The organism is Pseudomonas sp. CFBP2511, assembly GCF_030209255.1.
Classification (GTDB): Bacteria; Pseudomonadota; Gammaproteobacteria; order Pseudomonadales; family Pseudomonadaceae; genus Aquipseudomonas; species Aquipseudomonas avellanae.
The window spans coordinates 136,452-160,335 of the sequence record NZ_JARVSI010000019.1 but is presented as its reverse complement, the minus strand read 5'-3'; the positions used below and the strand labels follow the sequence as shown (position 1 = coordinate 160,335).

The 23,884-nt window shown below is 60.3% G+C and carries 21 protein-coding genes; 10 read left to right on the top strand and 11 right to left on the bottom strand.

Translation table 11 applies throughout. The features are described from left to right. Positions 1-229 precede the first annotated feature (229 nt). The 7 genes from pqqF (at position 230) to QRN38_RS16585 (ending at position 7,790) form a co-directional block, all read left to right on the top strand. Positions 230-2,557 (top strand): pyrroloquinoline quinone biosynthesis protein PqqF, encoded by a 2,328-nt coding sequence (gene pqqF, locus QRN38_RS16615; protein ID WP_057418514.1) that lies wholly within the window; start codon positions 230-232, stop codon positions 2,555-2,557. 135 nt (positions 2,558-2,692) lie between these two features. Beyond that, positions 2,693-2,767 (top strand): pyrroloquinoline quinone precursor peptide PqqA, encoded by a 75-nt coding sequence (gene pqqA / locus QRN38_RS16610; protein ID WP_003422658.1) that lies wholly within the window; start codon positions 2,693-2,695, stop codon positions 2,765-2,767. A gap of 97 nt (positions 2,768-2,864) precedes the next feature. Continuing rightward, positions 2,865-3,776, top strand: coding sequence for a pyrroloquinoline quinone biosynthesis protein PqqB (pqqB, locus tag QRN38_RS16605; protein ID WP_024667196.1), 912 nt, complete (start codon positions 2,865-2,867; stop codon positions 3,774-3,776). A gap of 8 nt (positions 3,777-3,784) precedes the next feature. Next, on the top strand, positions 3,785-4,540 hold the full coding sequence (pqqC, locus tag QRN38_RS16600) for a pyrroloquinoline-quinone synthase PqqC (RefSeq protein ID WP_005614033.1): 756 nt from the start codon (positions 3,785-3,787) through the stop codon (positions 4,538-4,540). Further along, positions 4,537-4,833: a pyrroloquinoline quinone biosynthesis peptide chaperone PqqD gene (gene pqqD, locus QRN38_RS16595; protein WP_005614032.1), complete on the top strand. Its 297-nt coding sequence runs from the start codon at positions 4,537-4,539 to the stop codon at positions 4,831-4,833. The genes pqqC and pqqD overlap by 4 nt, the downstream gene beginning before the upstream one ends. Next, positions 4,826-5,995, top strand: coding sequence for a pyrroloquinoline quinone biosynthesis protein PqqE (gene pqqE / locus QRN38_RS16590; RefSeq protein WP_005763799.1), 1,170 nt, complete (start codon positions 4,826-4,828; stop codon positions 5,993-5,995). Before pqqD ends, pqqE begins: the two co-directional genes overlap by 8 nt. Further along, positions 5,958-7,790 (top strand): S9 family peptidase, encoded by a 1,833-nt coding sequence (locus tag QRN38_RS16585; RefSeq protein WP_057418513.1) that lies wholly within the window; start codon positions 5,958-5,960, stop codon positions 7,788-7,790. Before pqqE ends, QRN38_RS16585 begins: the two co-directional genes overlap by 38 nt. Before the next feature lie 40 nt (positions 7,791-7,830). Here QRN38_RS16585 and QRN38_RS16580 read toward each other — a convergent pair whose 3' ends face one another. From QRN38_RS16580 to bioB, 10 genes are all read right to left on the bottom strand, one after another. Next, positions 7,831-7,992, bottom strand: a complete 162-nt coding sequence (locus tag QRN38_RS16580) for a YqaE/Pmp3 family membrane protein (RefSeq protein ID WP_002555565.1) — start codon at positions 7,990-7,992, stop codon at positions 7,831-7,833. 414 nt (positions 7,993-8,406) lie between these two features. After that, the gene (locus QRN38_RS16575) at positions 8,407-10,185 is read right to left on the bottom strand and encodes an acyl-CoA dehydrogenase C-terminal domain-containing protein (protein WP_007244487.1); all 1,779 of its coding nucleotides are present in this window, start codon (positions 10,183-10,185) and stop codon (positions 8,407-8,409) included. Between the two features lie 168 nt (positions 10,186-10,353). Further along, on the bottom strand, positions 10,354-11,652 hold the full coding sequence (locus QRN38_RS16570; RefSeq protein ID WP_017699234.1) for a GGDEF domain-containing protein: 1,299 nt from the start codon (positions 11,650-11,652) through the stop codon (positions 10,354-10,356). 317 nt (positions 11,653-11,969) lie between these two features. After that, positions 11,970-13,775 carry a phenylacyl-CoA dehydrogenase gene (locus QRN38_RS16565; protein WP_005763774.1) on the bottom strand — a complete coding sequence of 602 codons (1,806 nt, stop codon included), beginning with the start codon at positions 13,773-13,775 and terminating at the stop codon, positions 11,970-11,972. 348 nt (positions 13,776-14,123) lie between these two features. Next, on the bottom strand, positions 14,124-14,420 hold the full coding sequence (locus tag QRN38_RS16560; RefSeq protein WP_003382340.1) for a hypothetical protein: 297 nt from the start codon (positions 14,418-14,420) through the stop codon (positions 14,124-14,126). A gap of 154 nt (positions 14,421-14,574) precedes the next feature. Further along, complete coding sequence (bioD, locus tag QRN38_RS16555; RefSeq protein WP_057418512.1) at positions 14,575-15,255, bottom strand: dethiobiotin synthase; 681 nt, start codon at positions 15,253-15,255, stop codon at positions 14,575-14,577. Positions 15,256-15,286: 31 nt separating this feature from the next. Further along, complete coding sequence (gene bioC / locus QRN38_RS16550) at positions 15,287-16,096, bottom strand: malonyl-ACP O-methyltransferase BioC (protein ID WP_007244491.1); 810 nt, start codon at positions 16,094-16,096, stop codon at positions 15,287-15,289. Beyond that, a complete protein-coding gene (locus tag QRN38_RS16545; RefSeq protein WP_007244492.1) occupies positions 16,089-16,820 on the bottom strand; it encodes an alpha/beta fold hydrolase in 732 nt (243 codons plus the stop codon). The genes bioC and QRN38_RS16545 overlap by 8 nt, the downstream gene beginning before the upstream one ends. After that, positions 16,813-18,003: an 8-amino-7-oxononanoate synthase gene (bioF, locus tag QRN38_RS16540; RefSeq protein ID WP_057418511.1), complete on the bottom strand. Its 1,191-nt coding sequence runs from the start codon at positions 18,001-18,003 to the stop codon at positions 16,813-16,815. The genes QRN38_RS16545 and bioF overlap by 8 nt, the downstream gene beginning before the upstream one ends. Before the next feature lie 63 nt (positions 18,004-18,066). After that, positions 18,067-19,125, bottom strand: a complete 1,059-nt coding sequence (gene bioB, locus QRN38_RS16535; protein ID WP_057418510.1) for a biotin synthase BioB — start codon at positions 19,123-19,125, stop codon at positions 18,067-18,069. A 90-nt stretch (positions 19,126-19,215) separates the two neighbouring features. Here bioB and QRN38_RS16530 point away from each other — a divergent pair, with 90 nt between their 5' ends. The 3 genes from QRN38_RS16530 (at position 19,216) to QRN38_RS16520 (ending at position 22,904) form a co-directional block, all read left to right on the top strand. After that, positions 19,216-19,950, top strand: coding sequence for a ComF family protein (locus tag QRN38_RS16530; RefSeq protein ID WP_057416272.1), 735 nt, complete (start codon positions 19,216-19,218; stop codon positions 19,948-19,950). A 191-nt stretch (positions 19,951-20,141) separates the two neighbouring features. After that, positions 20,142-20,906 (top strand): TOBE domain-containing protein, encoded by a 765-nt coding sequence (locus QRN38_RS16525; RefSeq protein ID WP_007244495.1) that lies wholly within the window; start codon positions 20,142-20,144, stop codon positions 20,904-20,906. A gap of 81 nt (positions 20,907-20,987) precedes the next feature. Then, positions 20,988-22,904, top strand: a complete 1,917-nt coding sequence (locus QRN38_RS16520) for a PhoX family protein (protein WP_007244496.1) — start codon at positions 20,988-20,990, stop codon at positions 22,902-22,904. A 146-nt stretch (positions 22,905-23,050) separates the two neighbouring features. Here the strand turns inward: QRN38_RS16520 and QRN38_RS16515 are convergent, their stop codons facing one another. Next, complete coding sequence (locus QRN38_RS16515) at positions 23,051-23,884, bottom strand: phosphodiesterase (RefSeq protein WP_044390896.1); 834 nt, start codon at positions 23,882-23,884, stop codon at positions 23,051-23,053.

Genomic DNA, 23,884 nt, shown 5'->3' with positions numbered 1-23,884 from the left:
AAATACAGGACTCAGGCGGCAAGCTAAAACTGTCCAACTTCCGGGGGGCAGTCCATTTACGGGGCACACATGGCCCCTGTGGGAGCGAACTTGTTCGCGAAGACTGTGTTTCAGGCGATCCAATTTCTGCGACTGTACTGACCATCTCAACTATCATGCCAGGCTCGCGAACTCCGCCGGTTATCCGCTAGCATGACCCATCGCCTTCCCTGCTGCCGTGGACGCCCTCATGCCTGCCCCTCAATCCGCTGACCTCAGACGCATCACGCTGGCCAACGGCCTGAGTGTGGCGCTGTGTCACGATTCGCGGCTCAAGCGCAGTGCGGCATCGTTACGCGTGGCCGCAGGCAGTCACGATGCGCCGCTGGCGTGGCCGGGGCTGGCGCACTTTCTGGAGCATCTGTTTTTCCTCGGCACCGAGCGCTTCCAGGCCGGGGAAAACCTGATGACGTTCGTGCAGCGTCACGGCGGTCAGGTGAATGCCAGTACCCGTGAACGCACCACCGACTTCTTCTTCGAACTGCCGCAGACGGCATTCGCTCAAGGGCTGGAGCGGCTGTGCGACATGCTCGCCCGGCCGCGCATGACCGTCGCCGATCAGCTGCGCGAACGCGAAGTGTTGCACGCCGAGTTCATCGCCTGGCGTGGCGATGCAAACGCGCGCGATCAGTTACGTTTGCTGGCTGCAGTCAATCCACAGCACCCGCTGCGCGGTTTTCATGCGGGCAATCGCTACAGCCTCTCGGTGCCCAACCCGGCATTTCAACAGGCGCTGCAAAACTTCTATCAGCGCTTCTATCAGGCCGCACAGATAACCCTGTGCCTGAGCGGTCCGCAATCGTTGGCGGAACTGGAAACGCTGGCTAATACGCATGGCGCACTGTTCGCCAGCGGCACAAAAGTCAGACAGCACGCCCCTGCGCCGCTGATGAAGCGCCCAGCCAGCCTTGAACACATCGACGAGCAAAAACACCTGCTGTTCGCCTGCGAGCACCTGCCCGCAAAAGCTGACGAGGCCGTAACGTTCCTCTGTCACTGGCTGAATGCCGCGCAGCCGGGCGGGCTGATCGCCACATTGATCGAGCGGGGCCTGATCGAGTCGCTTAACGCAACGCCGCTGTATCAGTTTGATGGGCAAATGCTGCTGGATATCGAGCTCAACGCAAATCGGCCGAGCGCATCCACGATAAAATCGCTGCTTTTGAGCTGGCTCCAGTTCTTCAAAACCCAATGGCCAGCGCTGATCGCGGAATATCAACGCCTGGAACAGCGCCGCCTGCAAATGGGCGGAGCACTGACCCTGGCACACCATCACTGTCGTGAACTGCCTGCACAGTTGAGTGACCAAGGCGCTGACGCATTGCGTGAGCTGCTGGAACAACTCACAAGCAACGCTCTGATCGGCTCGGCACCAGTGGATAACCTGGACAGCACGCTGGCCGAATGGCGCCTGCCAGCGCCCAATCCATTTCTGGAATCCATAGCCGAAGACAGCCCTGAAGCGGCGCTTTACCTGCGTTGGGAATTACCTTCAGCGCAGCCGACGCTTTGGCAGATGCTCAATACCCGGCTCACGCCACTGATCGAGGATGCCCGGCAAGCCGGTGTAAACCTGACGTTCAGTGCCTACGGCAACTACTGGCAGATACAGCTGAACGGTTTGCGGGCACCGATGGTGGCGGTCATCGAACACGCTCTGCAACGCCTGCGACACGCCGCACCTGGACCGCTGACACACGCCGGGCAGGCCAGTGAACCGCTGATCCCTGTTCGCCAGTTGCTCAAGCATCTTGCTGATCACTATTTGATCAGCAAACAGGCGCAAACCACGGGTGATCTGCACACCGTCTGGAAACATTCGCGCTGGATCAGCTTCGCCAGCGGGTTCTGCGCCGCCAGCCAGTTGCAGTTGAACACCGCACTGAACGCCACCCCGGGCACCCGGCAAACAGACGTGCCCACGCTACCCGCCATTCGCCTCGGCAAACGCTGGAGCAGCGAAGCATCGTCCTCGTCCGAAAACGCCGTGCTGGTATTTTGCCCTGCGCCAACGGCCTCAGTCGAAGATGAAGCCGCCTGGCGGCTGCTCGCGCACCTGCTGCAAGCGCCGTTCTACCAGCGGCTGCGCGTCGAGTTGCAATTGGGGTACGCGGTGTTCAGCGGCATCAGGCAGATCGCCGGGAGGACCGGGCTGCTGTTCGGTGTGCAATCGCCCACCTGCAGTGCCGATCAGCTTTTTCAGCACATCGAGGCGTTTATCGGCCGTTTGCCGGCGCTCATTCGCACTGCAGACCTGCCTGAGCAAATCCGGGTGCTGTCCGCCCAGTTCGACCCCGCAAACATGCCGGATCAGCAACAGGCAGATATACACTGGCAGGCGTACCTTGCCGGGCATCGGGCGCATCATTCGCAAGCCCTGCAGCGCGCCCTGTCAAATCTGGATACACACTCGCTGCTCGCCACCGCCAACCAACTGATTGACGCTGCAGGCGGCTGGCTCATCGTAGCCAGCCGCCCTGCCAGCGCGGCCGTCCCGTTATCCTTACCTGAACGGTAACGGTCTTTCCTGCAGATTCTGGCCCTGCCAAATTGTTAAATTGAGTAACATAGCTCCCTAAGCATCTGAACGTATGCCGTCAGCGGTGCACTAAGATGTAGTCACCAACCGTAGCATTCATCCGAGGAGATTTTTATGTCGTGGACTAAACCTGCTTACACTGATCTGCGTATCGGTTTTGAAGTCACCATGTACTTCGCAAGCCGTTGATTTCAGTGCGCTGTGAAGCCTCGGTTCGCCGGGGCTTTTTTTATGGTTGTAGCGGTTCTTTGTTTTTGTGTTCCAGATTGTGTGCCAGGGAGCTGACATGTACATCCAGATTCTAGGTTCCGCTGCGGGCGGTGGATTCCCGCAGTGGAACTGCAACTGCGTCAATTGTGCGGGTTTTCGTGACGGCAGCCTGCGGGCGCAAGCGCGTACCCAGTCGTCCATCGCGCTGTCCGACGACGGCGTGAACTGGGTGCTGTGCAACGCGTCGCCGGACATCCGCGCGCAATTGCAGAGCTTCGCGCCCATGCAGCCAGGCCGGGCACTGCGCGATACCGGCATCAGCGCCATCGTGCTGATGGACAGCCAGATCGACCACACAACCGGCTTGCTCAGTTTGCGCGAAGGCTGCCCGCATCAGGTCTGGTGTACCGACATGGTCCATGAAGACCTGAGTACCGGCTTCCCGCTGTTTGAAATGCTCAAGCACTGGAACGGCGGCCTGAACTGGAACCGCATCGAGCTGCAAGGTAGCTTCGTGATTCCGGCCTGCCCGAACCTGCGCTTCACACCGTTCCCCCTGCGCAGCGCGGCACCGCCTTACTCGCCACACCGTTTCGACCCGCATCCGGGCGATAACATCGGCCTGCTGGTCGAAGACACACGCACCGGCGGCAAGCTGTTCTACGCGCCGGGCCTGGGCAAGGTCGATGAAGCACTGGCCGAGAAAATGCGCGACGCCGACTGCCTGCTGGTCGATGGCACGATGTGGGACGATGACGAGATGCAGCGCCGTGGCGTCGGCACCCGCACCGGCCGGGAAATGGGCCATCTGGCACAGAACGGGCCTGGCGGCATGCTCGACGTGCTGGAAGGCTTCCCCGAGCAGCGCAAGGTGCTTATCCACATCAACAACACCAACCCGATTCTCGACGAAGACTCGCCGGAGCGCGCCGAACTGGTCCGGCGCAACGTTGAAGTCGCCTTCGACGGCATGAGCATCGAGCTTTAGGAGCTGACATGAGTGAAGCGACTGCGCTGTCCCCGGCTGAATTCGAGCAGGCCTTGCGTGCCAAGGGCGCCTATTACCACATCTATCATCCGTTTCATGTGGCGATGTATGAAGGCCGCGCGACCCGCGAGCAGATTCAGGGCTGGGTCGCCAACCGCTTTTACTATCAGGTGAACATCCCGCTCAAGGACGCCGCCATTCTGGCCAATTGCCCGGATCGCGAGATTCGTCGCGAGTGGATTCAGCGCCTGCTGGACCACGACGGCGCGCCCGGTGAAGACGGTGGCATCGAAGCCTGGCTGCGCCTCGGCGAGGCCGTGGGGCTGGACCCGGATCAGTTGCGCTCGCAGGAACTGGTACTGCCCGGTGTGCGCTTTGCGGTCGATGCTTACGTGAACTTCGCCCGCCGCGCCAACTGGCAAGAGGCCGCCAGCAGCTCGCTGACCGAGTTGTTCGCGCCGCAGATTCATCAATCGCGCCTGGACAGCTGGCCACAGCATTACCCGTGGATTGACCCGACAGGTTACGAGTATTTCCGTACTCGCCTGGGTCAGGCACGTCGCGATGTGGAACACGGCCTCGCAATCACGTTACAGCACTACACTACGTATGAAGGCCAGCAGCGCATGCTGGAAATCCTGCAGTTCAAACTCGACATTCTGTGGAGCATGCTCGATGCCATGTCCATGGCGTATGAATTGAACCGCCCCCCGTACCACAGCGTCACAGACCAGAAGGTCTGGCATAAGGGGATTACGCCATGAAGCACGAGATAAAACACGATCCGGCTTTTCGAGCACTTACGCCCAAGTGGCACCACGGCTATCGCTTTCAATACGAGCCTGCGCAAAAAGCCCATGTGGTTCTTTACCCGGAAGGCATGATCAAGCTCAATGACAGCGCGAGCCTGATCGGTGGGCTGATTGATGGAGAGCGCACGATCGCCGCTATCATCGCCGAACTGCAAAGGGAATTCCCCAACATCCCCGAGCTTGGAATGGACGTCGACGACTTCATGAAAGTGGCCAAAGAAAAGTACTGGATCGATCTTGTCTGATATCGCGCCTGCTGCCCACAGCCCTTACATACCGCCCACCCCGGAGGTCGGCCTGCCGCTGTGGCTGCTGGCCGAGCTGACCTATCGCTGCCCGCTACAATGCCCTTACTGCTCTAACCCGCTGGATTTCGCCAGGCAGGGTCAGGAGCTGACCACCGAGCAGTGGTTCAAGGTCATGCAGGAAGCGCGTGAAATGGGGGCCGCCCAGATCGGTTTTTCCGGCGGCGAGCCGCTGGTGCGCCAAGACCTGGCCGAGCTGATCGCCGAAGCTCGGCGATTGGGCTTTTACACCAACCTGATTACCTCAGGTATCGGCCTGACAGAAGAAAAGATCATTGCCTTCAAAAAGGCCGGGCTGGACCATATCCAGATCAGCTTTCAGGCCAGCGACGAGCAAGTGAACAACATGCTCGCCGGCTCGAAAAAAGCCTTCGCACAGAAGCTGGAAATGGCCAAAGCGGTGAAGAAGCACGGCTATCCGATGGTGCTGAATTTCGTAACCCACCGGCATAACATCGACCGTATCGACAAGATCATCGAGCTGTGTCTGGCGCTGGAAGCGGACTTCGTCGAGCTGGCAACCTGTCAGTTCTATGGCTGGGCGCACCTGAACCGCGTCGGTCTGCTGCCCACCAAGGATCAACTGGTGCGCGCCGAAGCGGTCACCAATGAGTACCGCGACCAGCTGGCCGCGCAAGACCATCCCTGCAAACTGATCTTCGTGACCCCCGATTACTACGAAGAGCGTCCCAAGGCCTGCATGAACGGCTGGGGCAATATCTTCCTGACCGTCACCCCGGACGGCACCGCCCTGCCCTGTCACGGCGCGCGACAGATGCCGATCCAGTTTCCCAATGTGCGCGAACACAGCATGCAGCACATCTGGTACGACTCGTTCGGCTTCAACCGCTTTCGCGGTTACGACTGGATGCCCGAGCCGTGCCGTTCGTGCGACGAGAAGGAAAAGGACTTCGGCGGCTGTCGCTGCCAGGCGTTCATGCTGACCGGCGATGCTGCCAATGCCGACCCGGTGTGCAGCAAGTCTTATCACCACGGGATCATCACTCAGGCTCGCGACGAGTCCGAAACCGCTACTCAAACCATTGAAGAGCTGGCCTTTCGCAATGACCGAAACTCACGCCTCATCGCAAAATCTTCCTGACACCCTGACCGCCGCACAGGCGGTCGCCGCTGGCGTTGACTTCGCCGAGCTGGACGTCAGTTCGGCGGGCCTGTTCTGGAACGAATACCGCCCCGAAGACGGCGCCTGTCGCATCTGGCACTGGTACGCCAACAGCAAGCGCTGCCTGACGCCGCAAGGCTTCAGTGTGCGCAGCCGGGTGTACGAGTACGGCGGCGGCTCGTTCTGCCTGGCTGACGATGCCGTGGTGTTCGTCAACGAGCGCGATCAACAGCTTTACCGTCAGGCGCTGGACGCCAGCGTGCCGGTTGCGCTGACTCAGGGCGACAAACGCTATGGCGGCGTGTTCTTCAGCAATGGCCAGGTACTCGCCGTCGAAGAAGACCACAACACCCATAGACTGGTCGCTATCAATCTGGCTGACGGGCAGCGCGTGTTGCTGGCCGAAGGCGCTGATTTCTATGCCTCGCCGATCGTCAGTGCCAACGGCAAGCGCCTGGCCTGGATCGAATGGCAGCGCCCGCATCAACCGTGGACCCGCAGCCGCCTGATGTGTGCGGCAAAGCAGGACAATGGCCAATGGGGCGTCGCCATATGCATTGCCGGCGACGGCGCTGAAGAATCCCTGCAGCAACCTCGTTTTGATGCCCGGAGCCGCTTGTATTGCCTGACCGACCGCGCCGGGTTCTGGCAGCCGTGGGGCGAAACACCGTCCGGGTTTGCTGCGCTTCCTGCCGCCTCTGCCGATCATGCTTCCGCACCCTGGCAACTGGGCAGTTGCACCTGGCTGCCGATCAACGACGGCTATCTGGCCAGTTGGTCGCAGGACGGTTCAGGGGTATTGGGGCTTTGTCAGGCCGATGGCTCAACAGAGGATTTCAGCGTTGGTTACAGCCGCTTTCGCAGCCTCGCGGTTGACGAAGAGTTTGTCTATTGCATCGCCGCTTCGGCCGTGAGCACGGCGGCAGTGCTGGCCATTTCCCGCGCCGATCACAGCTTGCACGTGCTGGCAGGCGGTGGCTCCCCGCTGCCTGCCGAACTGATCAGCCGCCCGCAGGCGCTGTGCTATCCCAGCGGCGGAGCCGAGGCCTATGGCTATTTCTATCCGGCCATGACGGGTGCGCAAAAGCCGCCGTTGGTGGTCTTCATCCACGGCGGCCCGACCTCAGCCTGTTACCCGGTACTCGACCCGCGCATTCAATACTGGACGCATCGCGGCTTTGCCGTTGCAGACCTCAATTATCGCGGCAGCAGCGGCTACGGACGCGCCTATCGCCAAGGCCTGCACCTGACCTGGGGCGTGGCGGATGTGCAAGACGCTTGCGCCGTGGTCACGCATCTGGCCGAGCGCGGCTTGATTGACGAACAACAGGCCTTCATCCGTGGCGGCAGCGCTGGCGGTTACACCACGCTGTGCGCACTGGCCTTCGAGGACGTGTTTCGCGCTGGGGCCAGCCTGTATGGCGTCAGCGATCCGGTCGCACTGGCCAAGGCAACGCATAAGTTCGAGGGCGATTATCTGGACTGGCTGATCGGCGACCCGGTCAAGGACATCGAACGTTACGAGGCCCGCACGCCCTTGCTGCATGCAGACCGAATCAGCGTGCCGGTGATTTTCTTCCAGGGCGAGCTGGACGCCGTGGTAGTGCCGGATCAGACCCGCGCCATGCTCAAGGCTCTGCAGGACAACGGCATCAAGGCCGAAGGGCACTTTTACCCGGACGAGCATCATGGGTTCCGCAAGGCACATAACCAGGCAGATGCGTTGGAGAAGGAGTGGCGTTTTTACCGGGACGTGCTTGATCAGGCCGTGTGATCGTTCCCGATGGGGAACGATCAACGAATGCGCCGAGGCGTTACTTACGCGAAACGATGATGTAGATCGCGTGGATGATGCCTGGAATGTAGCCCAGCAGGGTCAGCAGAATATTCAGCCAGAAAGCGCCAGCGAAGCCGACTTGCATGAACACGCCCACCGGAGGCAGCAGAATGGCGAAAATGATACGAATGATGTCCATGAAAAGCTCCTGATTGATTGGCTCTGATTGGCCATACAGCTAATCGACCCTTGCCGGCGGTGAGGGTTCAACCGGCTCTGGCACGACGCCATTATTCTTTCTCTTGGGGCTTTCTCCAGACAGGACCGCGACACGCAGCGCGAGGGGCGTTCAAGGCGGAATTGATGAACAGCGAAAACCTCAATCCTTAAAACGCAGACAAAGAAAACCCCGCCTAAGCGGGGCTTTCCAGACTGTTTCCCTGATTTCCCTTTCACCCCGCCGTCCTGGCAGGCTTCCCTACGTGTCCCTGTTATGTCTTGTTGCGCTTCCTGCGCTACGTCCATGTACAAAGATTAACTTTGGATCCCTTTATTGGGAAGAGGTCAATTGGCACCACGGAGTGTAAGCAAATGCTTACACGACTTTTTCAAGTCAGAATTGTGATGCCTCCAACAAAAACAGTGATTCACTGCCTGCCCGCACCGAGGCATCCAGCGAATGAATACGCGGCAGCAGGCGGGCGAAGTAGAAGCGCGCCGTGCCCAGCTTGCTCGCATAAAAGTCGTCCTGCTGCTCCTTGCCAAAGGCTGCCTTGGCCATCATCGCCCACATGTAGGCGTAAGCGGTGTAACCGAACAGATGCAGGTACTCAACGGATGCAGCGCCGATCTCGTTCGGGTTGCTACGCGAGCGGTCCAGCACCCAGCCGGTCAGCTCGTCCAGCATATTCAACGCTGCCGTCAGCGGTCGGGTAAATTCACCGAGCGAGCTGTCGGAAGTATCGATAAACTGGCGCACTTCATCCGAGAACAACTGATAGAGCGCGCCATTGGAGCCGACGATCTTGCGCCCCACCAGGTCCAGTGCCTGAATGCCGTTGGTGCCTTCATAGATCTGCGTGATACGCACGTCACGCACCAGTTGCTCCTGACCCCACTCACGAATGTAACCGTGACCACCGAACACCTGCTGGCCGTGGACCGTGGTTTCCAGACCGATGTCGCTCAGGAACGCCTTGGCGACTGGCGTGAGCAGCGCTGCCAGATCATCGGCACGTTTGCGCGCGGTGTCATCTTCGCTGAACTTGGCGATGTCCAGTTGCAGAGCAACGTAACTGGAGAATGCCCGACCGCCTTCGTTGAAGGCTTTCATGGTCAGCAGCATGCGCCGCACATCAGGGTGGACGATGATCGGATCAGCGGCCTTGTCCTTGTTCTGTGCACCGGTCGGGGCACGGCTTTGCAGACGATCAACAGCGTACTCGACAGCGTTCTGATAAGACTGCACACCGGACGCCAAGCCCTGGATACCGACACCCAGACGTTCGTAATTCATCATGGTGAACATCGCCGCCAGGCCCTTGTTCGGCTCACCGATCAGATAACCGACGGCGTCATCGAAATTCATCACACAGGTGGCCGACGCCTGAATACCCATCTTGTGCTCAATGGAACCACAACTGACGGTATTGCGCGCACCGAGGCTGCCGTCGTCACCGACCATGAACTTGGGCACCAGAAACAGCGAGATCCCTTTCGGCCCGGCCGGAGCGTCCGGCAGCTTGGCCAGTACCAGGTGAATGATGTTCTCGGTCAGGTCGTGCTCACCGCCGGTGATGAAAATCTTGCTGCCAGTGATCGTGTAGGCGCCGTCCGTCTGCGGTTCGGCTTTAGTGCGAATCATGCCAAGGTCCGTACCGGCGTGCGCCTCGGTCAGGCACATCGAACCTGCCCAGACGCCCGAGTACATGTTGGGCAAAAATTTGGCCTTGAGCGCTTCGGTGGCGTGGGTGTTTATCGATACGCAGGCGCCGGAGGTCAGCATCGCGTACAGGCCGAACGCCAGGCTGGCGGAGTTGATCATCTCCTCGACCTGAGCCGAAACAATCTTGGGCATGCCCATACCGCCAAACACGGGGTCGCCACCCACGCCGACCCAGCCGCCCTCTGCGTAAATCCGGTAGGCCTCCGGGAAACCTGCCGGAGTGGTCACGACAGTGTCTTTCCAGTGGCAGCCTTCCTCATCACCGTTGCGGCTCAGCGGGGCGATGGTCTTGCTGGTGACTTTGCCGGCTTCTTCAAGAATGGCATCGACCGTTTCGGCGTCGACTGTTTCAGCCAGCTCAGGCAGTTGAGCCCAGAGTCTGGAAACTTCGAACACTTCATTGAGGACGAAGCGCATATCGCGCAGTGGCGCTTTGTAGTCAGCCATGGCAAACCTCGTGAACACGGAGCAAGAGACCTGTGGAAGCTGATCGATGCACGCAATGACGCAGATCAGCTGTCGATAACCACGAGTCTACCCGAACAACATTTCAGAGACATAGGGTCGTGTCATGACTGAATAGTCATAACAGGTCACGAGAAAGTGCCGATTTGCTCAGTTGGCAGCTTCGGTGGTGCGCACTGCGCCGCGCCGGTTCAACTGCCCGTAGGCGACCACACAATTGCGCCCTGCGCCTTTGGCCGCGTACAGCGCCTGGTCTGCGCTCTTGAGCACTTCTTCCGGGGTGCGGTGCTCTGGCTGACGCTCGGCTACGCCAATACTGACCGTCACCGATACACTGGCCTCGTGAGCGCCGCTGCGCCGCTGGCGTCCTTGCTGATCGTCCTGAGGACGGCTGTCTTTGTTGCGCAACTGGATCGCGTAATTGGCGATGGTTTCGCGAATGGCTTCCAGGTGCGGCATACATTCATCGATGGTTTTGGCGGCAAACACGATGGCGAATTCTTCACCGCCATAGCGGTACGCCCTGCCGCCACCGTTGGTGATTTTCGACAGTTTGCTGGCGACCAGACGCAGCACCTGATCCCCTACATCGTGGCCGTGGGTGTCGTTGAATTTCTTGAAGTGATCCACATCACTCATCGCCAGCACATAATTGCGCCCCAGACGCTGCATGCGCTCATTGAGCGCCCGACGTCCGGGCAAGCCGGTGAGCTCGTCGCGAAAGGCCATCTGATAAGCCTCGTGAGCAACGGCGGCGGCGATCATCAGCATGACCTGGCTGCAGAGAATGTTGAGGGTGAAGGGCAGGATGAACGTTTTCGGCAGCGCCCAGAACAAACCCAGCAGACCAACGATCTGTGCGGCATGCAGCGGTCGCGGTTTTTCCAGGTACTGCCAGATGAGCACGGCGAACGACAACAGAAACATCGCGTAAGACAACTGAATCAGGCTCATCCACGAACCGTGCAGCGCGGGCCAGCGAATATCCGCCAGCCACACTTGCAGTTCGACCGGGTAACTCTGCTCCAGCCCCAGAGCCACGCTGCCAACCGCAATCAGCACCGCAAGCCGCGCCACCAGATCCTGGAACAGGTGAGTACGCTCTTCCCACGCAGCATAAAGGCCGAATAACACCGGCAGCAGCAGACAGACCAGATGGAAGATGACCGCGGCATCCTCGCGCACCTTGCCGTTGTCACGGTAAAAGTCGGTCTGGGTGTCGAGAAGGTAATAGGCGATATACACCGTGACCATCAGAAACAGCTCGCGCTGGCGCCGGTAAACACAGCAATACGCACCGCCCAACAGCAACACCAGTGTCGGCAGCACGTTGAACAGCGAAGTGAGAAACACGTTGAGGTCTTTTACGTACGCAGCAGCAAACCCCGCCACCAGCAAGCCAAGCGAAGGCAGAAAATGACTCAAGCGTGCAGCTGATGGACGCAACAAAAGAGGTTCCCTCCTACCTGGCATCGAAATGGCGCACAGACTGGTGGCATTGTGCCCTCAGCCAGCGAACAATGCATTCGGCAGGATCAATAAACAAGCTACTTCTGTAACGGCAGGAGGCTGGAAATGTTTATTGCGTGATTCTCGCCGCGCCGCGATTCATGACCGGACGCGGAGCGTCCAGAACGGCATGCGACGCGGAGCGACGCACGATAGTCAACACGGAAAATCGTATGCTCCGTCGTCATCCGCCAAAACGCATCCATAAAAAAACCGCCTGATCAGTGATCAGGCGGTTTCCATGACTAATGCAGGGCTTAGTAAGCCAGGCCGAAGTCTTCTTCTTTCATGTCCATCAGGTTGCCAGCGCCCGACAGGATGGCGGCAACGTGGGTGCGGGTGCGCGGCAGGATGCGCTGGAAGTAGAAGCGCGCCGTCTGGATCTTGGCACGGTAGAACGCTTCGTCAGCGGTACCGGCGGCCAGTTTTTCAGCAGCCAGACGCGCCATGTCGGCCCAGAAATAAGCCAGGCAGGCATAACCGGAATACATGATGTAATCCACCGACGCAGCACCGACTTCTTCACGGTCCTTCATCGCGGCCATGCCGACTTTCAGGGTCAGCTCGCCCCATTCCTTGTTCAATGCAGCCAATGGTGTAACGAATTCCTGAACGCCTTCGTTACCTTCATTGCTCTGGCAGAACTTGTGGACAATCTTGGTGAAGCCCTTCAGCGCCTCGCCTTGGGTCATCAGCACTTTACGGCCCAGCAGGTCGAGGGCCTGGATACCGGTGGTGCCTTCGTACAGCATCGAAATGCGGCTGTCGCGAACGTTCTGCTCCATGCCCCACTCGGCGATAAAGCCATGACCGCCGTAGATCTGCACGCCGTGGTTGGCAGCTTCAAAACCCACTTCGGTCATGAAAGCCTTGGCAATCGGTGTCATGAACGCCAGCAGCGCGTCGGCGGACTTCTTCTGCTCCGGGTCTTCGCTGTACTTGACGATATCGACCTGTTTGGCGGTGAAGTACACCATGGCCCGAGTGCCTTCAGCGAAGGCCTTCATGGTCAGCAGCATACGGCGCACGTCAGGGTGAACGATGATCGGGTCAGCTGCTTTTTCCGGCGCCTTAGGGCCGGTCAGCGAACGCATCTGCAGACGGTCCCGGGCGTATTTCAGACCGCCCTGAAACGCGACCTCGGCATGCGCCAGACCTTGCAGTGCAGTGCCCAGACGCGCCGTGTTCATGAACGTGAACATGCAGTTCAGGCCCTTGTTCGGCGGGCCGATCAGGTAGCCGGTAGCGCCGTCGAAGTTCATCACGCACGTGGCGTTGCCGTGAATGCCCATCTTGTGTTCGATCGAGCCGCAGTTCACCGCGTTGCGCTCGCCCACACCGCCGTCGGCAGCCGAGAGGAACTTGGGCACGATGAACAGCGAAATGCCTTTGGTGCCAGCCGGTGCATCCGGCAGGCGGGCCAGCACGATGTGGACGATGTTATCGGCCATGTCGTGTTCGCCAGCAGAAATGAAGATCTTGGTGCCGGTCACCTTGTAGGTGCCGTCAGCCTGAGGTTCGGCCTTGGTGCGCAACATGCCCAGGTCGGTACCGCAGTGGGATTCGGTCAGGCACATGGTGCCGGTCCATTCGCCGGAGACCAGCTTGGTCAGGTACGCGTCCTGCTGCTCGGGCGTGCCGTGCTCGGAGATGGTGTTCATCGCACCATGCGACAGGCCTGGGTACATGCCCCACGACCAGTTGGCTTCGCCGACCATCTCGCTGACAGCCAGGCCCAGCGACTCGGGAAGGCCCTGACCGCCGTGCGCGACGTCATGCGCAAGGCTCGGCCAGCCACCTTCGACGAACTGCTTGTAGGCTTGCTTGAAACCGGACGGCGTCTTCACGCCCGACTCGCTCCAGGTGCAACCCTCGGTATCGCCAACACGGTTCAGCGGCGCAAGCACCTGCTCGCAGAACTTGGCACCCTCTTCGAGAATGGCGTCGACCATGTCCGGAGTGGCGTCGTGACAGGCTGGCAGACTCTGATAGTGCGCTTCGTAACCGAGCAGCTCGTCACGGACGAAACGAATATCACGCAAGGGGGCCTTGTAGTCAGGCATAGCGATAAACCTCTGCTGATGAATCCTGGAACGAATGACCGGGCGGTCGCTAAAAGCACAGCTTCAAGCACCAGACAATCTCGCATGCCTTGCGGTCAAACAGGTGTTTGAAACATACGTTTACGCCCAAACCTTGTCAATAGCGAAGCACGCACCATTCGTCCACGTTGCTTTATCAACCGCACACGCACAGGCGCACGACGCGAAGAAAAGCGTAAGCAAAAGTTTAGTAAAGGATGGAGGCGTTGCAGGGACGATACAAAAGCGTGATGCGGGGAAATTCAGCAGACGACGCCGTACAGGTCAGGCACGGCGTGAGCGTTACACAGGACTTTCAGAAACCCCGTATCAGGCGTAGGTGTCAATCAATGTGCCGAGCGCTTCATCGCTGGCTTTCTGAACCGCAACACCGGCTTCAATCTGGTTCTTGCCAGCATTGAGTTCGACAATGTTGGAGGACAGATCCGAACGCTGGCTGCGATCGACAGAACGCAGGTTTTCGAGCTGAAAGTCCGAAGACTGGCTTCTGCCCGACACTTCGATGTTGGAGCTGGCGATCTGGGTAGCCGCCTGATCGACACGGCCTTGCCCGACCTGCATGGCGCTCAGACCTGGGTAAAGGGTGTTGTTCATGGTGATTTGCATAAGCCGATCCTCAGTTCAAAAAACGAACACGTGCCATTGAACCAGCATTTGCACGTAAATACTCGACAAACAGACTAATGGCACTAGGCCGTATCATAGACTGCGTCTTCAAAAACCCGAAACACCCTTGCCTGTCAGCAAGATAGCGACGCTGTCAGCCCAACAGTTGCAGATCAAGATATCGCGCCACATTTTCGGCGCTCGCCTCGCTCAGCCGTGGCACGCGCCCCAAACAGGGCGCAGGCAGACGCTCGCGCAGCGTGGCGAGGTTTTCCTCGAGCCGAGAGGTCTCTGCGTCAATAACGTTGGCCACCCAGCCCGCCAGATGCAAACCGTCCCGAGCAATGGCCTCGGCGGTCAGTACGGCATGATTGATACAGCCCAGGCGCACGCCCACCACCAGAATCACCGGCAACCCCAAGGCAATGGCCAGGTCGGACAAATTATGTTCCCCGGCCAATGGCACGCGCCAGCCGCCTGCACCTTCGATCAAGGTGAAATCCGCCTGTTTGTTCAGAATGTGGCGCATCGGTTGCAGCAGTGAATCGACAGTCAGCGTAACGCCTGCTTCAAGCGCCGCCAGATGTGGAGCAATGGCGGGGGCGAATGCCAGTGGATTGACCTCATCGTAGTCCAGCTCGACAGAGCACTCGGCCTGCAGCGCCAGCGCATCGGAATTACGCAGCCCCTCTGCCGTCATCACACAGCCGGAGGCCACAGGTTTGCCCGCCGCGGTGCTCAGGCCCTTCAACCGGGCGGCATGCAACAGCCCGGCAGCCACGGTGGTCTTGCCCGCGTCGGTGTCGGTTCCGGTAATGAAATAGGCTGCGCTCATCTCGACCATCTTTCCTTATAACGTGAAGCCATCAGGCTTTTTCAAGCACTGCATAAACCACTTGATACGTGGCAGGCAGCCCGGCTGGCTGACGAAAACCTTCGTAGGCCTGGACCATGCCCAGAATCCGCTCGCGCCCGGTCAGGCCGTTGGGCCGCCCGGGGTTGAGGTTGTGGGCACCGAGCGCCTTCAACTCATGGGTCAGGCTGCGCACGTCCGGGTAATGCAGCACCTGCGGACGCACTTCCAGGCTACGCACCCGCAGGCCGCTGGCTGCGCACAGCTGGCGATAGTCATCTTCGTGACGAAAGCGATTCACATGCACTTGGCCGTCAACGGCACGCCAACTGTCACGCAATTCGTACAGCGTGCCGACGCAAAGGCTGGCGAAGGCAAACACGCCGCCCGGCGACAATACGCGATGAGCTTCGCTAAGCACTGCCGCAAAGTCGGCGCACCACTGCACGGCGAGGCTGGAGAAAATCAGCTCGCAGCGCTCGTCGCGCAACGGCAAATGCTCGGCGTCACCGGCAACAAAATGCTGCGCGCCGCCAAACGGCTGCGCATGGCGCAACATGCCTTCGGCGATGTCCAGCGCGATGCCTTCGCTTTGGCTGAATGTCCGGGCCAGCGCACGACTGAAATAGCCGGTGCCGCACCCCAGATCCAGCCAGCGCGAAGGCGTGAACCCGGCAGGCAGACGAGACAGCAGTTCGCTGCCGACACTGCGCTGCAACTCGGCCACGCTGTCGTAACTGCCTGCCGCTCGGGAAAACGACGCTGCAACCTGGCGCTTGTCGGGCAATACCGAGGGCGGCTTGGGATGTGAAAGGTCAGTCATCGCCAGACTCATGTAGAAAGGCCTGGATCGCGGCCGCCACTGCGTGTGGGTTTTCCAGCAAAAACGCATGGCTGGCCTTTTCGATCAGGCCCACCTCGACATCCGGCAACACGGCCAGCAGATCACCTGCAGCCTCGGCCGGCACGAAAGCATCAAGCCCGGCGAACAGGTGCAGTTGCGGGCCGCGATAGGTTTGCAGCGCACTGCGCGTATCGAGTTGCTGAAGTATTTTCAGCCCGTCGACCAGCGCGGTTTTAGAGCTGTGCGGCGCGCCGGCCTTGAGCAGGCGTGCCAGACCACGTGGGTCTTCCGCGCCTTGTGTGCACAACAGACTGAAGCGCTTGAGCGTCGCGTCGGGATCCACCGAACAACCTGCCAGAAACGCATCGAAATCCTGCGCGGGCATCGCATTCGGCCACCCGCCCTGGGTGACGAAACAGGCGTTGCTGGCCAGGGTCAGCAACCCGCAGCAGCCTTCACCGCGCCGTGCTGCCAGCTCGGCGGCAAGCATGCCGCCCAGCGACCAGCCGCCTAGCCAGGCGTTGTCCGGCAGGTTGGCGTCCAGTTCGTCGAGCCAGTCCGGCACCTCGCAGCTGTCGATGTCCGGCAACGGCTCGATCTCGACCCGCAGGTGCTCATCAAGCCCACGCAATGCAGCCGCGAGCGGCTCCAGCGGAGAAACGCCCAGGCCCCAGCCCGGCAGTAGAATCAGACGATCACGCATGGACGGGCTCCGTGGATTCACTTGCATCCAGCAGCGGGTAGCACTGCTCCAGAGCTTCCAATAATAGCTGCACGTCGGCCTCGCTGTGCGCAGCAGACAACGTCACGCGTAAACGAGCGCTGCCCGCAGGCACGGTCGGCGGACGAATCGCCGTCACCAGCAAGCCGCGCTCACGGAGCAACTGCGACAGACGCAATGCGCGCCCGGCATCGCCGATCATGATCGGCTGGATCGGCGTGAAGCTGTCCATCAATTGCAGACCGAGCTGCTCGGCGCCGCGACGAAACTGGCCGATCAAACTCGCCAGATGCTCACGACGCCAATGCTCGCTGCGCAACAATTGCAGGCTTTTCAGCGTGGCGCAGGCCAGCGCAGGTGGCTGGCTGGTGGTGTAGATGTACGGACGGGCGAACTGGATCAGGGTTTCGATCAATTCTTCGCTGCCCGCCACGAATGCCCCGGAGGTGCCGAACGATTTGCCGAGGGTGCCGACCAACACCGGCACATCCTCCATGCTCAGGCCGAAATGCTCGACGATACCTGCGCCATTGGCACCCAGCGGCCCGAAGCCATGGGCATCGTCGACCATCAGCCAGGCACCTTTGGCCCTGGCAGCCTGCGCCAGCGCGGGCAAGTCAGCGATATCGCCGTCCATGCTGAACACGCCGTCTGTCACCACCAGCGTATCGCCCACGGCTTTTTCCAGACGCGCGTTCAAACTGCCGGCGTCGTTGTGCAGATAGCGGGAAAAGCGTGCGCCGCTGAGCAAACCGGCGTCCAGCAGCGAAGCGTGATTGAGGCGGTCTTCCAGCACCGTGTCGCCCTGCCCGACCAGGGCTGTGACCGCACCGAGGTTGGCCATGTAACCGTTGGAGAACAACAGCGCTCGCGGACGTCCGGTCAATTCGGCCAACGCTTCTTCCAATTCATGGTGCGGCGTGCTGTGGCCGATCACCAGATGCGATGCCCCGCCGCCCACGCCCCAGCGCTCGGCACCTGCCTGCCAGGCAGCGATCACTTCGGGATGGTTGGCCAGGCCCATGTAGTCGTTGTTACAGAACGCCAGCAATGGCTGACCATCAACAATGACCTGCGGGCCTTGCGGGCTTTGCAGCAGTGGGCGCTGGCGATAGAGGTGTGCGGTGCGACGGGCATCAAGGCGCGTGCGGAGATCGAAAGACATGCAGGCCCCGGTCCGGAATATGGCGATTCAAAGCGGGCCAAAACGTCCGGCCCGCTCAAGGCATCAGGCAGAGGCGGCGTCGTAGAACATTGCGCTGCTTTGCTGTTCGACCAGCGCCTGTTCGATGGCGGCCTGATGCACTTCGTCGGCATGGCCTTCGCCCGCTTCAGGCTTGATGCCCAGACGCGAGAACAACAGCATGTCCTTGTCGGCTTGCGGGTTGGCGGTGGTCAGCAGCTTGTCGCCGTAGAAAATCGAGTTGGCACCGGCGAAGAACGCCAGCGCCTGCATTTGCTCGTTCATCGCTTCGCGCCCGGCGGACAGACGCACGTGGGATTGCGGCATCAGAATACGCGCGACCGCCAGCATGCGGATGAAGTCGAACGGGTCCACGTCTTCGGCGTTTTCCAGCGGCGTACCGGCCACCTTGACCAGCATGTTGATGGGTACCGATTCCGGGTGCTCTGGCAGGTTTGCCAGTTGAATCAGCAGCCCGGCGCGGTCGTCGAGCGACTCGCCCATGCCCAGAATGCCGCCGGAGCAGATTTTCATGCCGGCATCGCGCACATAGGCCAGGGTTTGCAGACGCTCGCCGTAGGTGCGGGTGGTGATGATGCTGCCGTAGAACTCCGGCGAGGTGTCCAGGTTGTGGTTGTAGTAATCCAGCCCGGCGGTGGCCAGCGCTTCGGTCTGTTCCTGATCGAGACGCCCCAGGGTCATGCAGGTTTCCAGGCCCATGGCTTTCACGCCCTTGACCATCTCCAGCACGTAAGGCATGTCTTTGGCGGAAGGATGCTTCCAGGCCGCGCCCATGCAAAAGCGGGTCGAACCGATGGATTTGGCGCGCGCAGCTTCTTCGAGGACCTTCTGCACTTCAAGCAGCTTTTCTTTCTCAAGGCCGGTGTTGTAGTGACCGGACTGCGGGCAGTACTTGCAGTCTTCCGGGCAGGCGCCGGTCTTGATCGACAGCAGGGTAGAAACCTGGACGCGGTTGGCATCGAAGTGAGCGCGGTGCACCGTTTGCGCCTGAAACAGCAGGTCATTGAATGGCTGTACAAACAGCGCCCTGACCTCGTCTAAAGTCCAGTCGTGACGCAAAGTGGCGGTGGTGCTGGCGCTCATCGGGCGGCTCCTTGGTGTTTCTGGGCAATGCGCGAGGGCGGAAAAGACCACAGGCGCTACACGGATGTCGGGCATATTTAAGGAAGAGCCATGCGCTGTCAACCCAGCTACGATCATCAGGTTTACATCTGGTTAAAAAACAAACAAATCTGTTTATTGTGCGATGAGCGCAGCGAGGTCCCAGCGCCCATCTGCGTGCCCTGCGAAGCCGAGTTGCCTTGGCTTGGCGAGCAGTGCGAATACTGCGCGCTGCCCTTGCCGGTCTTCGGCCTGAGTTGCGGGCAATGCAGCAAGCGTCCTCCGGCCTTTGCCCAAGTGGTTGCGCCGTGGCTGTATGAGTTTCCGATAGACAGCCTGATCACCCGTTTCAAACACAACCGCAAATGGCCCATGGGGCGGCTGCTCGCTGAGCTGTGCGGCCAGTTTCTGCAACACCGCTTCGATGAAGGCCTGCCGCGTCCGGACTACCTGCTGCCGGTGCCGCTGGCCAACAAACGCTTGCGCCAGCGCGGTTACAACCAGGCGGGAATGCTGGCCGGATGGCTGGGCAAACAGTTGCAACTGCCTGTCGATGAACAGCATGTAGTACGCAGTCGAGAAACCGCAGCGCAACAGGGTCTCGACGCCAAAGCGCGCAAACGCAACTTGCGCGGCGCATTCGCATTGATCGATCCCGATTGGGTGCACGGCAAACACCTGGCGTTGGTCGATGACGTATTGACCACCGGCTCGACGGCAGAGGTCATTGCTCGATTATTGAACAGTGCAGGTGCACAGCGGGTGGACGTGTATTGCCTGGCGCGAACGCCCAAGCCGGGGGATTGACCGGGCCATATGCTCAGACGCTTTTAATGCAGAATGGTGACGCAGAGCGTCACGAAAGGCATGCCAACGCGGAGCATTGGCACGATGGTCATCTCAAAACGTTCATCGCTCCCACGCTCCGCGTCCGGCTTTCGACGCCATGCGCGAGAACGATCATACTGCCCGCTCCTCTCCAGCCACCCCGGATCACCATGTCCCTGCCTCCGTTACTCACGCAACACATGGTCCGCCGCCCGCAACGCATTGCGCTGTTGCAGCACATTGCCGAACAGGGCTCGATCACCCGCGCGGCGAAAAGCGCAGGTTTGAGTTACAAGGCGGCCTGGGACGCCATCGACGAGCTGAACAACCTGGCGCAAAAGCCGTTGGTAGAACGCAGTGTCGGTGGGCGCGGTGGCGGTGGCGCCAAACTGTCGGGCGAGGGCGAACGGGTGCTGCGTCTCTATCAGCGGGTGCAGGCCTTGCAGGCTCAGGTGCTGGAGGCGGCCGAAGACAGCAGCGACCTGGACCTGCTCAATCGCCTGACCCTGCGCACCAGTGCGCGCAACCAGTTGCTGGGGCGCATCGTGGCGATCACCCGCCAGGGTCATCATGACCAGGTTCGCCTGCAATTGGCCGATGAGGTGTTCATCGAAGCGCAAGTGACCCACGACAGCACGCGGGATTTAGGCCTGGAAGTGGGCACCGACGCGGTGGCGCTGATCAAGGCCGGCTGGCTGGAACTGCATGCGCAACACGTCGAAGTAACAAATGGAAACAATTGCTTGGTCGGGCAGATCGAGAGCGTGATCGACGCCGACGATGGTCCAAGCGAAGTGCGCATCAAACTCCCGAGCGGCCTGACATTGTGCGCCCTGGCGACACCTGCACACCTGCAGGCTCAGCAGTTGAAAACCGGCGTTACCGTGCAGGCAGGATTCGCGGCCTCGTTCGTGCTGCTGGGTATACCGACGTAAGCGCCGGGAAGTCATCACTGCGACACAATTCCGTCATATGCGCGCACTAAGGTGGCTGCCATATTCGAGGGAGCCGTGATGATGAAATTATTAGAAGAAAATCAAACCACCGATCTGGAAAACATGGTCGGCGCAAGCAGGGCCGGTCTTACCCGTCGGGGCTTCATCAGCGCGGGCGCACTGTGTGGCGCAGCGATGTTCCTGGGCGGCAACATCCTGAGCCGCACGGTACTGGCAAACAGCGTCAGTGCAGCGTCCGGCGCATTGCTGGGTTTCGAGAGCATCCCCACCGCCACGGCCGACAGCATCAGTTTGCCAAAAGGGTATACGTCTTCCGTGCTGATCAGTTGGGGCCAACCATTGCAAGCCAATGGCCCGGCGTTCGACCCGAGCGGCAAGGGCACCGCCCAGGCTCAGGAAGTGCAGTTCGGCGACAACAACGACGGTATGTGCCTGTTCCCGATGCCGGGTCACAAAGACCGCGCGCTGATGGCGATCAACAACGAATACACCAATTACCGCTACCTCTTCGATCACGGCAAAGAGCCGCAATCGGCCGAAGAGGTGCAGAAGGCGCTCGCCGCCGAAGGCGTGTCGGTGATCGAAGTCCAGCAGAAGCAAGGCAAATGGCAGTTCGTCCAGGACTCACGCTACAACCGTCGCGTGCATGGCAACACGCCAATCAAGCTGAGCGGCCCGGCTGCCGGTCACGACTGGCTCAAGACCGACGCCGACAAGAGCGGCACCCACGCGCTGGGGACTTTCCAGAACTGCTCCAGCGGCCAGACGCCGTGGCGCACTTACCTGACCTGTGAGGAGAACTTCACCGATTGCTTCGGCAGCAGCAACCCGGAGCAGAAATTCGATGCGGGCATGAAGCGCTACGGCGTCGTCGCCGCCAGCAAGGAGATCAACTGGCACCCGCACGACCCGCGTTTCGACGTTGCGAAAAACCCCAACGAAGTGAACCGCCACGGCTGGGTGGTGGAGATCGACCCGTTCGATCCCAAGTCCACGCCGGTCAAGCGCACGGCGCTCGGGCGCTTCAAGCATGAGAACGCGGCGTTCACCCAGACCAAGGGCGGGCGCGCCGTGGTGTACATGGGCGATGACGAGCGTGGCGAGTTCATCTACAAGTTCATCAGCCGCGACAAGATCGATCACCAGAACCCCAAAGCCAACCGCGACCTGCTGGACCACGGCACCTTGTACGTGGCGCAGTTCGACGCGGGCGACAGCAACCCGGATCACCCGAAAGGCAAAGGCCAGTGGATCGAACTGACCCACGGCAAGAATGGCCTGGACGCCGCTGCCGGTTTCAACAATCAGGCTGAAGTGCTGATTCATGCGCGCATGGCTGCCAGTGTCGTAAAAGCCACACGCATGGACCGCCCGGAATGGATCGTGGTGAGCCCCAAGGACGGCCAGGTGTATTGCACGCTGACCAACAACATCAAACGCGGCGATGAAGGTCAGCCGGTCGGTGGACCGAACCCGCGCGCCAAGAACCAGTACGGGCAGATTCTGCGCTGGAGCGAAGAAGGCAACAATGCGTCGGCCATGGCGTTCGACTGGGACCTGTTTGTGGTCGCGGGCAACCCGGCCGTGCATGCCGGTACGCCGCAGGCCGGGTCGAGCAATATCAACGCGCAGAACATGTTCAACAGCCCGGACGGCCTGAGCTTCGACGAATCCGGTCGTTTGTGGATTCAGACCGACGGCGACTCCAGCAACAAGGGCGACTTCGCGGGCATGGGCAACAACCAGATGCTTTGCGCAGACCCTGCCAGCGGCGAGATTCGCCGCTTTCTGGTCGGCCCGGTCGGTTGCGAAATCACCGGCATCAGTTTTGCGCCGGACTACAAGACGATGTTCATCGGCATTCAGCACCCTGGCGAAAACGGCGGCTCCACCTTCCCCGAGCACTTGCCCAACGGCAAACCACGCTCATCGGTGATGGTGATCACCCGCGAAGATGGCGGCGTGATCGGCGCCTGACTTCAATCCCGCAGAAGAAGTGATGATCGTGCCCGCGCTCCGCGTGGGCATGCAGTTCGTGACGCTCTGCGTCATCTTCAGAAGAGGACGCAGAGCGTCCAGAACAGCGCTACCACGCAGAGCGTGGGAGCGATCAGATCAATCAATCAATCAATCAACCCACCCTCATCATAAAACGGGTACGGCCCTTCATAGTCCCCGAACACGGCGTTATGGCTGACCAGCCCTTGCTCCGGGTCCCAGCGGTGCAGCACGTAGCCTGCCGGTTCCAGGTTGAAATGAGCGGGGGCGGCCTGGTCGAGGTCCAGCACGATCTGGTGTGAGGTCCCTGGGCAAATACAGGCAACACTGCCACCAAAACGCCGCTGCATCGGTCGATGCAAATGCCCGCACAGTAAACGCTCCACTTGCGGATGCTGAGCAATCACCCGCTCCAGTGCTGAAGCATTGCCGAACGGTTCGCGATCCATGTGGCCGATGCCGGTGATGAACGGCGGATGGTGCAGAACAATCACCGTCGGCACATCAGGGCGGCGCGACAATTGTGCGTTCAGCCAGTCCAGCTGGCAGTAATCCAGCCGCCCGCCATGTTCGCCGGGGATGGTCGTATCCATGCCGATCAGGCGCAGCGGATACTGTTCCACCACCCAGTCCAGAGGCCCGCTGGCCGCCAAAGGCAAATACACCTGATCGGCGAACGCAGCCAGCAGGTTTTCGCGATCATCATGATTGCCGGGCACCAGATAAAACGGCATCTGCAAGCGCTCCAGCTCTGGCTTGAGCACGGCATATTCATCCTCGCGGCCGAAGTCCACCAGATCACCACTGATGACCACGATGTCGGGGCGCTGCTTGCTGGCATTGATGTGGGCAACGGCGCGGCGTAATGCGCCCAGCGTGTCGACCACGCCATAGGTCAGGCGCCCGTCGGCTTTGAGGTGCAGGTCGCTGATCTGGGCAATAAGAAACGGACGATTCAA

What these genes read in the sequence shown, in the direction of transcription:
- bioD (WP_057418512.1), bottom strand. Translation starts at nt 15,255, where the DNA reads ATGAGCGCAGCCTATTTCATTACCGGAACCGACACCGACGCGGGCAAG.
- QRN38_RS16525 (WP_007244495.1), top strand. Translation starts at nt 20,142, where the DNA reads ATGTCCCTGCCTCCGTTACTCACGCAACACATGGTCCGCCGCCCGCAA.
- pqqF (WP_057418514.1), top strand. Translation starts at nt 230, where the DNA reads ATGCCTGCCCCTCAATCCGCTGACCTCAGACGCATCACGCTGGCCAAC.
- pqqB (WP_024667196.1), top strand. Translation starts at nt 2,865, where the DNA reads ATGTACATCCAGATTCTAGGTTCCGCTGCGGGCGGTGGATTCCCGCAG.
- QRN38_RS16585 (WP_057418513.1), top strand. Translation starts at nt 5,958, where the DNA reads ATGACCGAAACTCACGCCTCATCGCAAAATCTTCCTGACACCCTGACC.
- QRN38_RS16560 (WP_003382340.1), bottom strand. Translation starts at nt 14,420, where the DNA reads ATGCAAATCACCATGAACAACACCCTTTACCCAGGTCTGAGCGCCATG.
- QRN38_RS16520 (WP_007244496.1), top strand. Translation starts at nt 20,988, where the DNA reads ATGAAATTATTAGAAGAAAATCAAACCACCGATCTGGAAAACATGGTC.
- pqqC (WP_005614033.1), top strand. Translation starts at nt 3,785, where the DNA reads ATGAGTGAAGCGACTGCGCTGTCCCCGGCTGAATTCGAGCAGGCCTTG.
- bioB (WP_057418510.1), bottom strand. Translation starts at nt 19,125, where the DNA reads ATGAGCGCCAGCACCACCGCCACTTTGCGTCACGACTGGACTTTAGAC.
- QRN38_RS16530 (WP_057416272.1), top strand. Translation starts at nt 19,216, where the DNA reads ATGCGCTGTCAACCCAGCTACGATCATCAGGTTTACATCTGGTTAAAA.
- QRN38_RS16565 (WP_005763774.1), bottom strand. Translation starts at nt 13,775, where the DNA reads ATGCCTGACTACAAGGCCCCCTTGCGTGATATTCGTTTCGTCCGTGAC.
- QRN38_RS16580 (WP_002555565.1), bottom strand. Translation starts at nt 7,992, where the DNA reads ATGGACATCATTCGTATCATTTTCGCCATTCTGCTGCCTCCGGTGGGC.
- bioC (WP_007244491.1), bottom strand. Translation starts at nt 16,096, where the DNA reads ATGACTGACCTTTCACATCCCAAGCCGCCCTCGGTATTGCCCGACAAG.
- pqqD (WP_005614032.1), top strand. Translation starts at nt 4,537, where the DNA reads ATGAAGCACGAGATAAAACACGATCCGGCTTTTCGAGCACTTACGCCC.
- bioF (WP_057418511.1), bottom strand. Translation starts at nt 18,003, where the DNA reads ATGTCTTTCGATCTCCGCACGCGCCTTGATGCCCGTCGCACCGCACAC.
- QRN38_RS16575 (WP_007244487.1), bottom strand. Translation starts at nt 10,185, where the DNA reads ATGGCTGACTACAAAGCGCCACTGCGCGATATGCGCTTCGTCCTCAAT.
- QRN38_RS16545 (WP_007244492.1), bottom strand. Translation starts at nt 16,820, where the DNA reads ATGCGTGATCGTCTGATTCTACTGCCGGGCTGGGGCCTGGGCGTTTCT.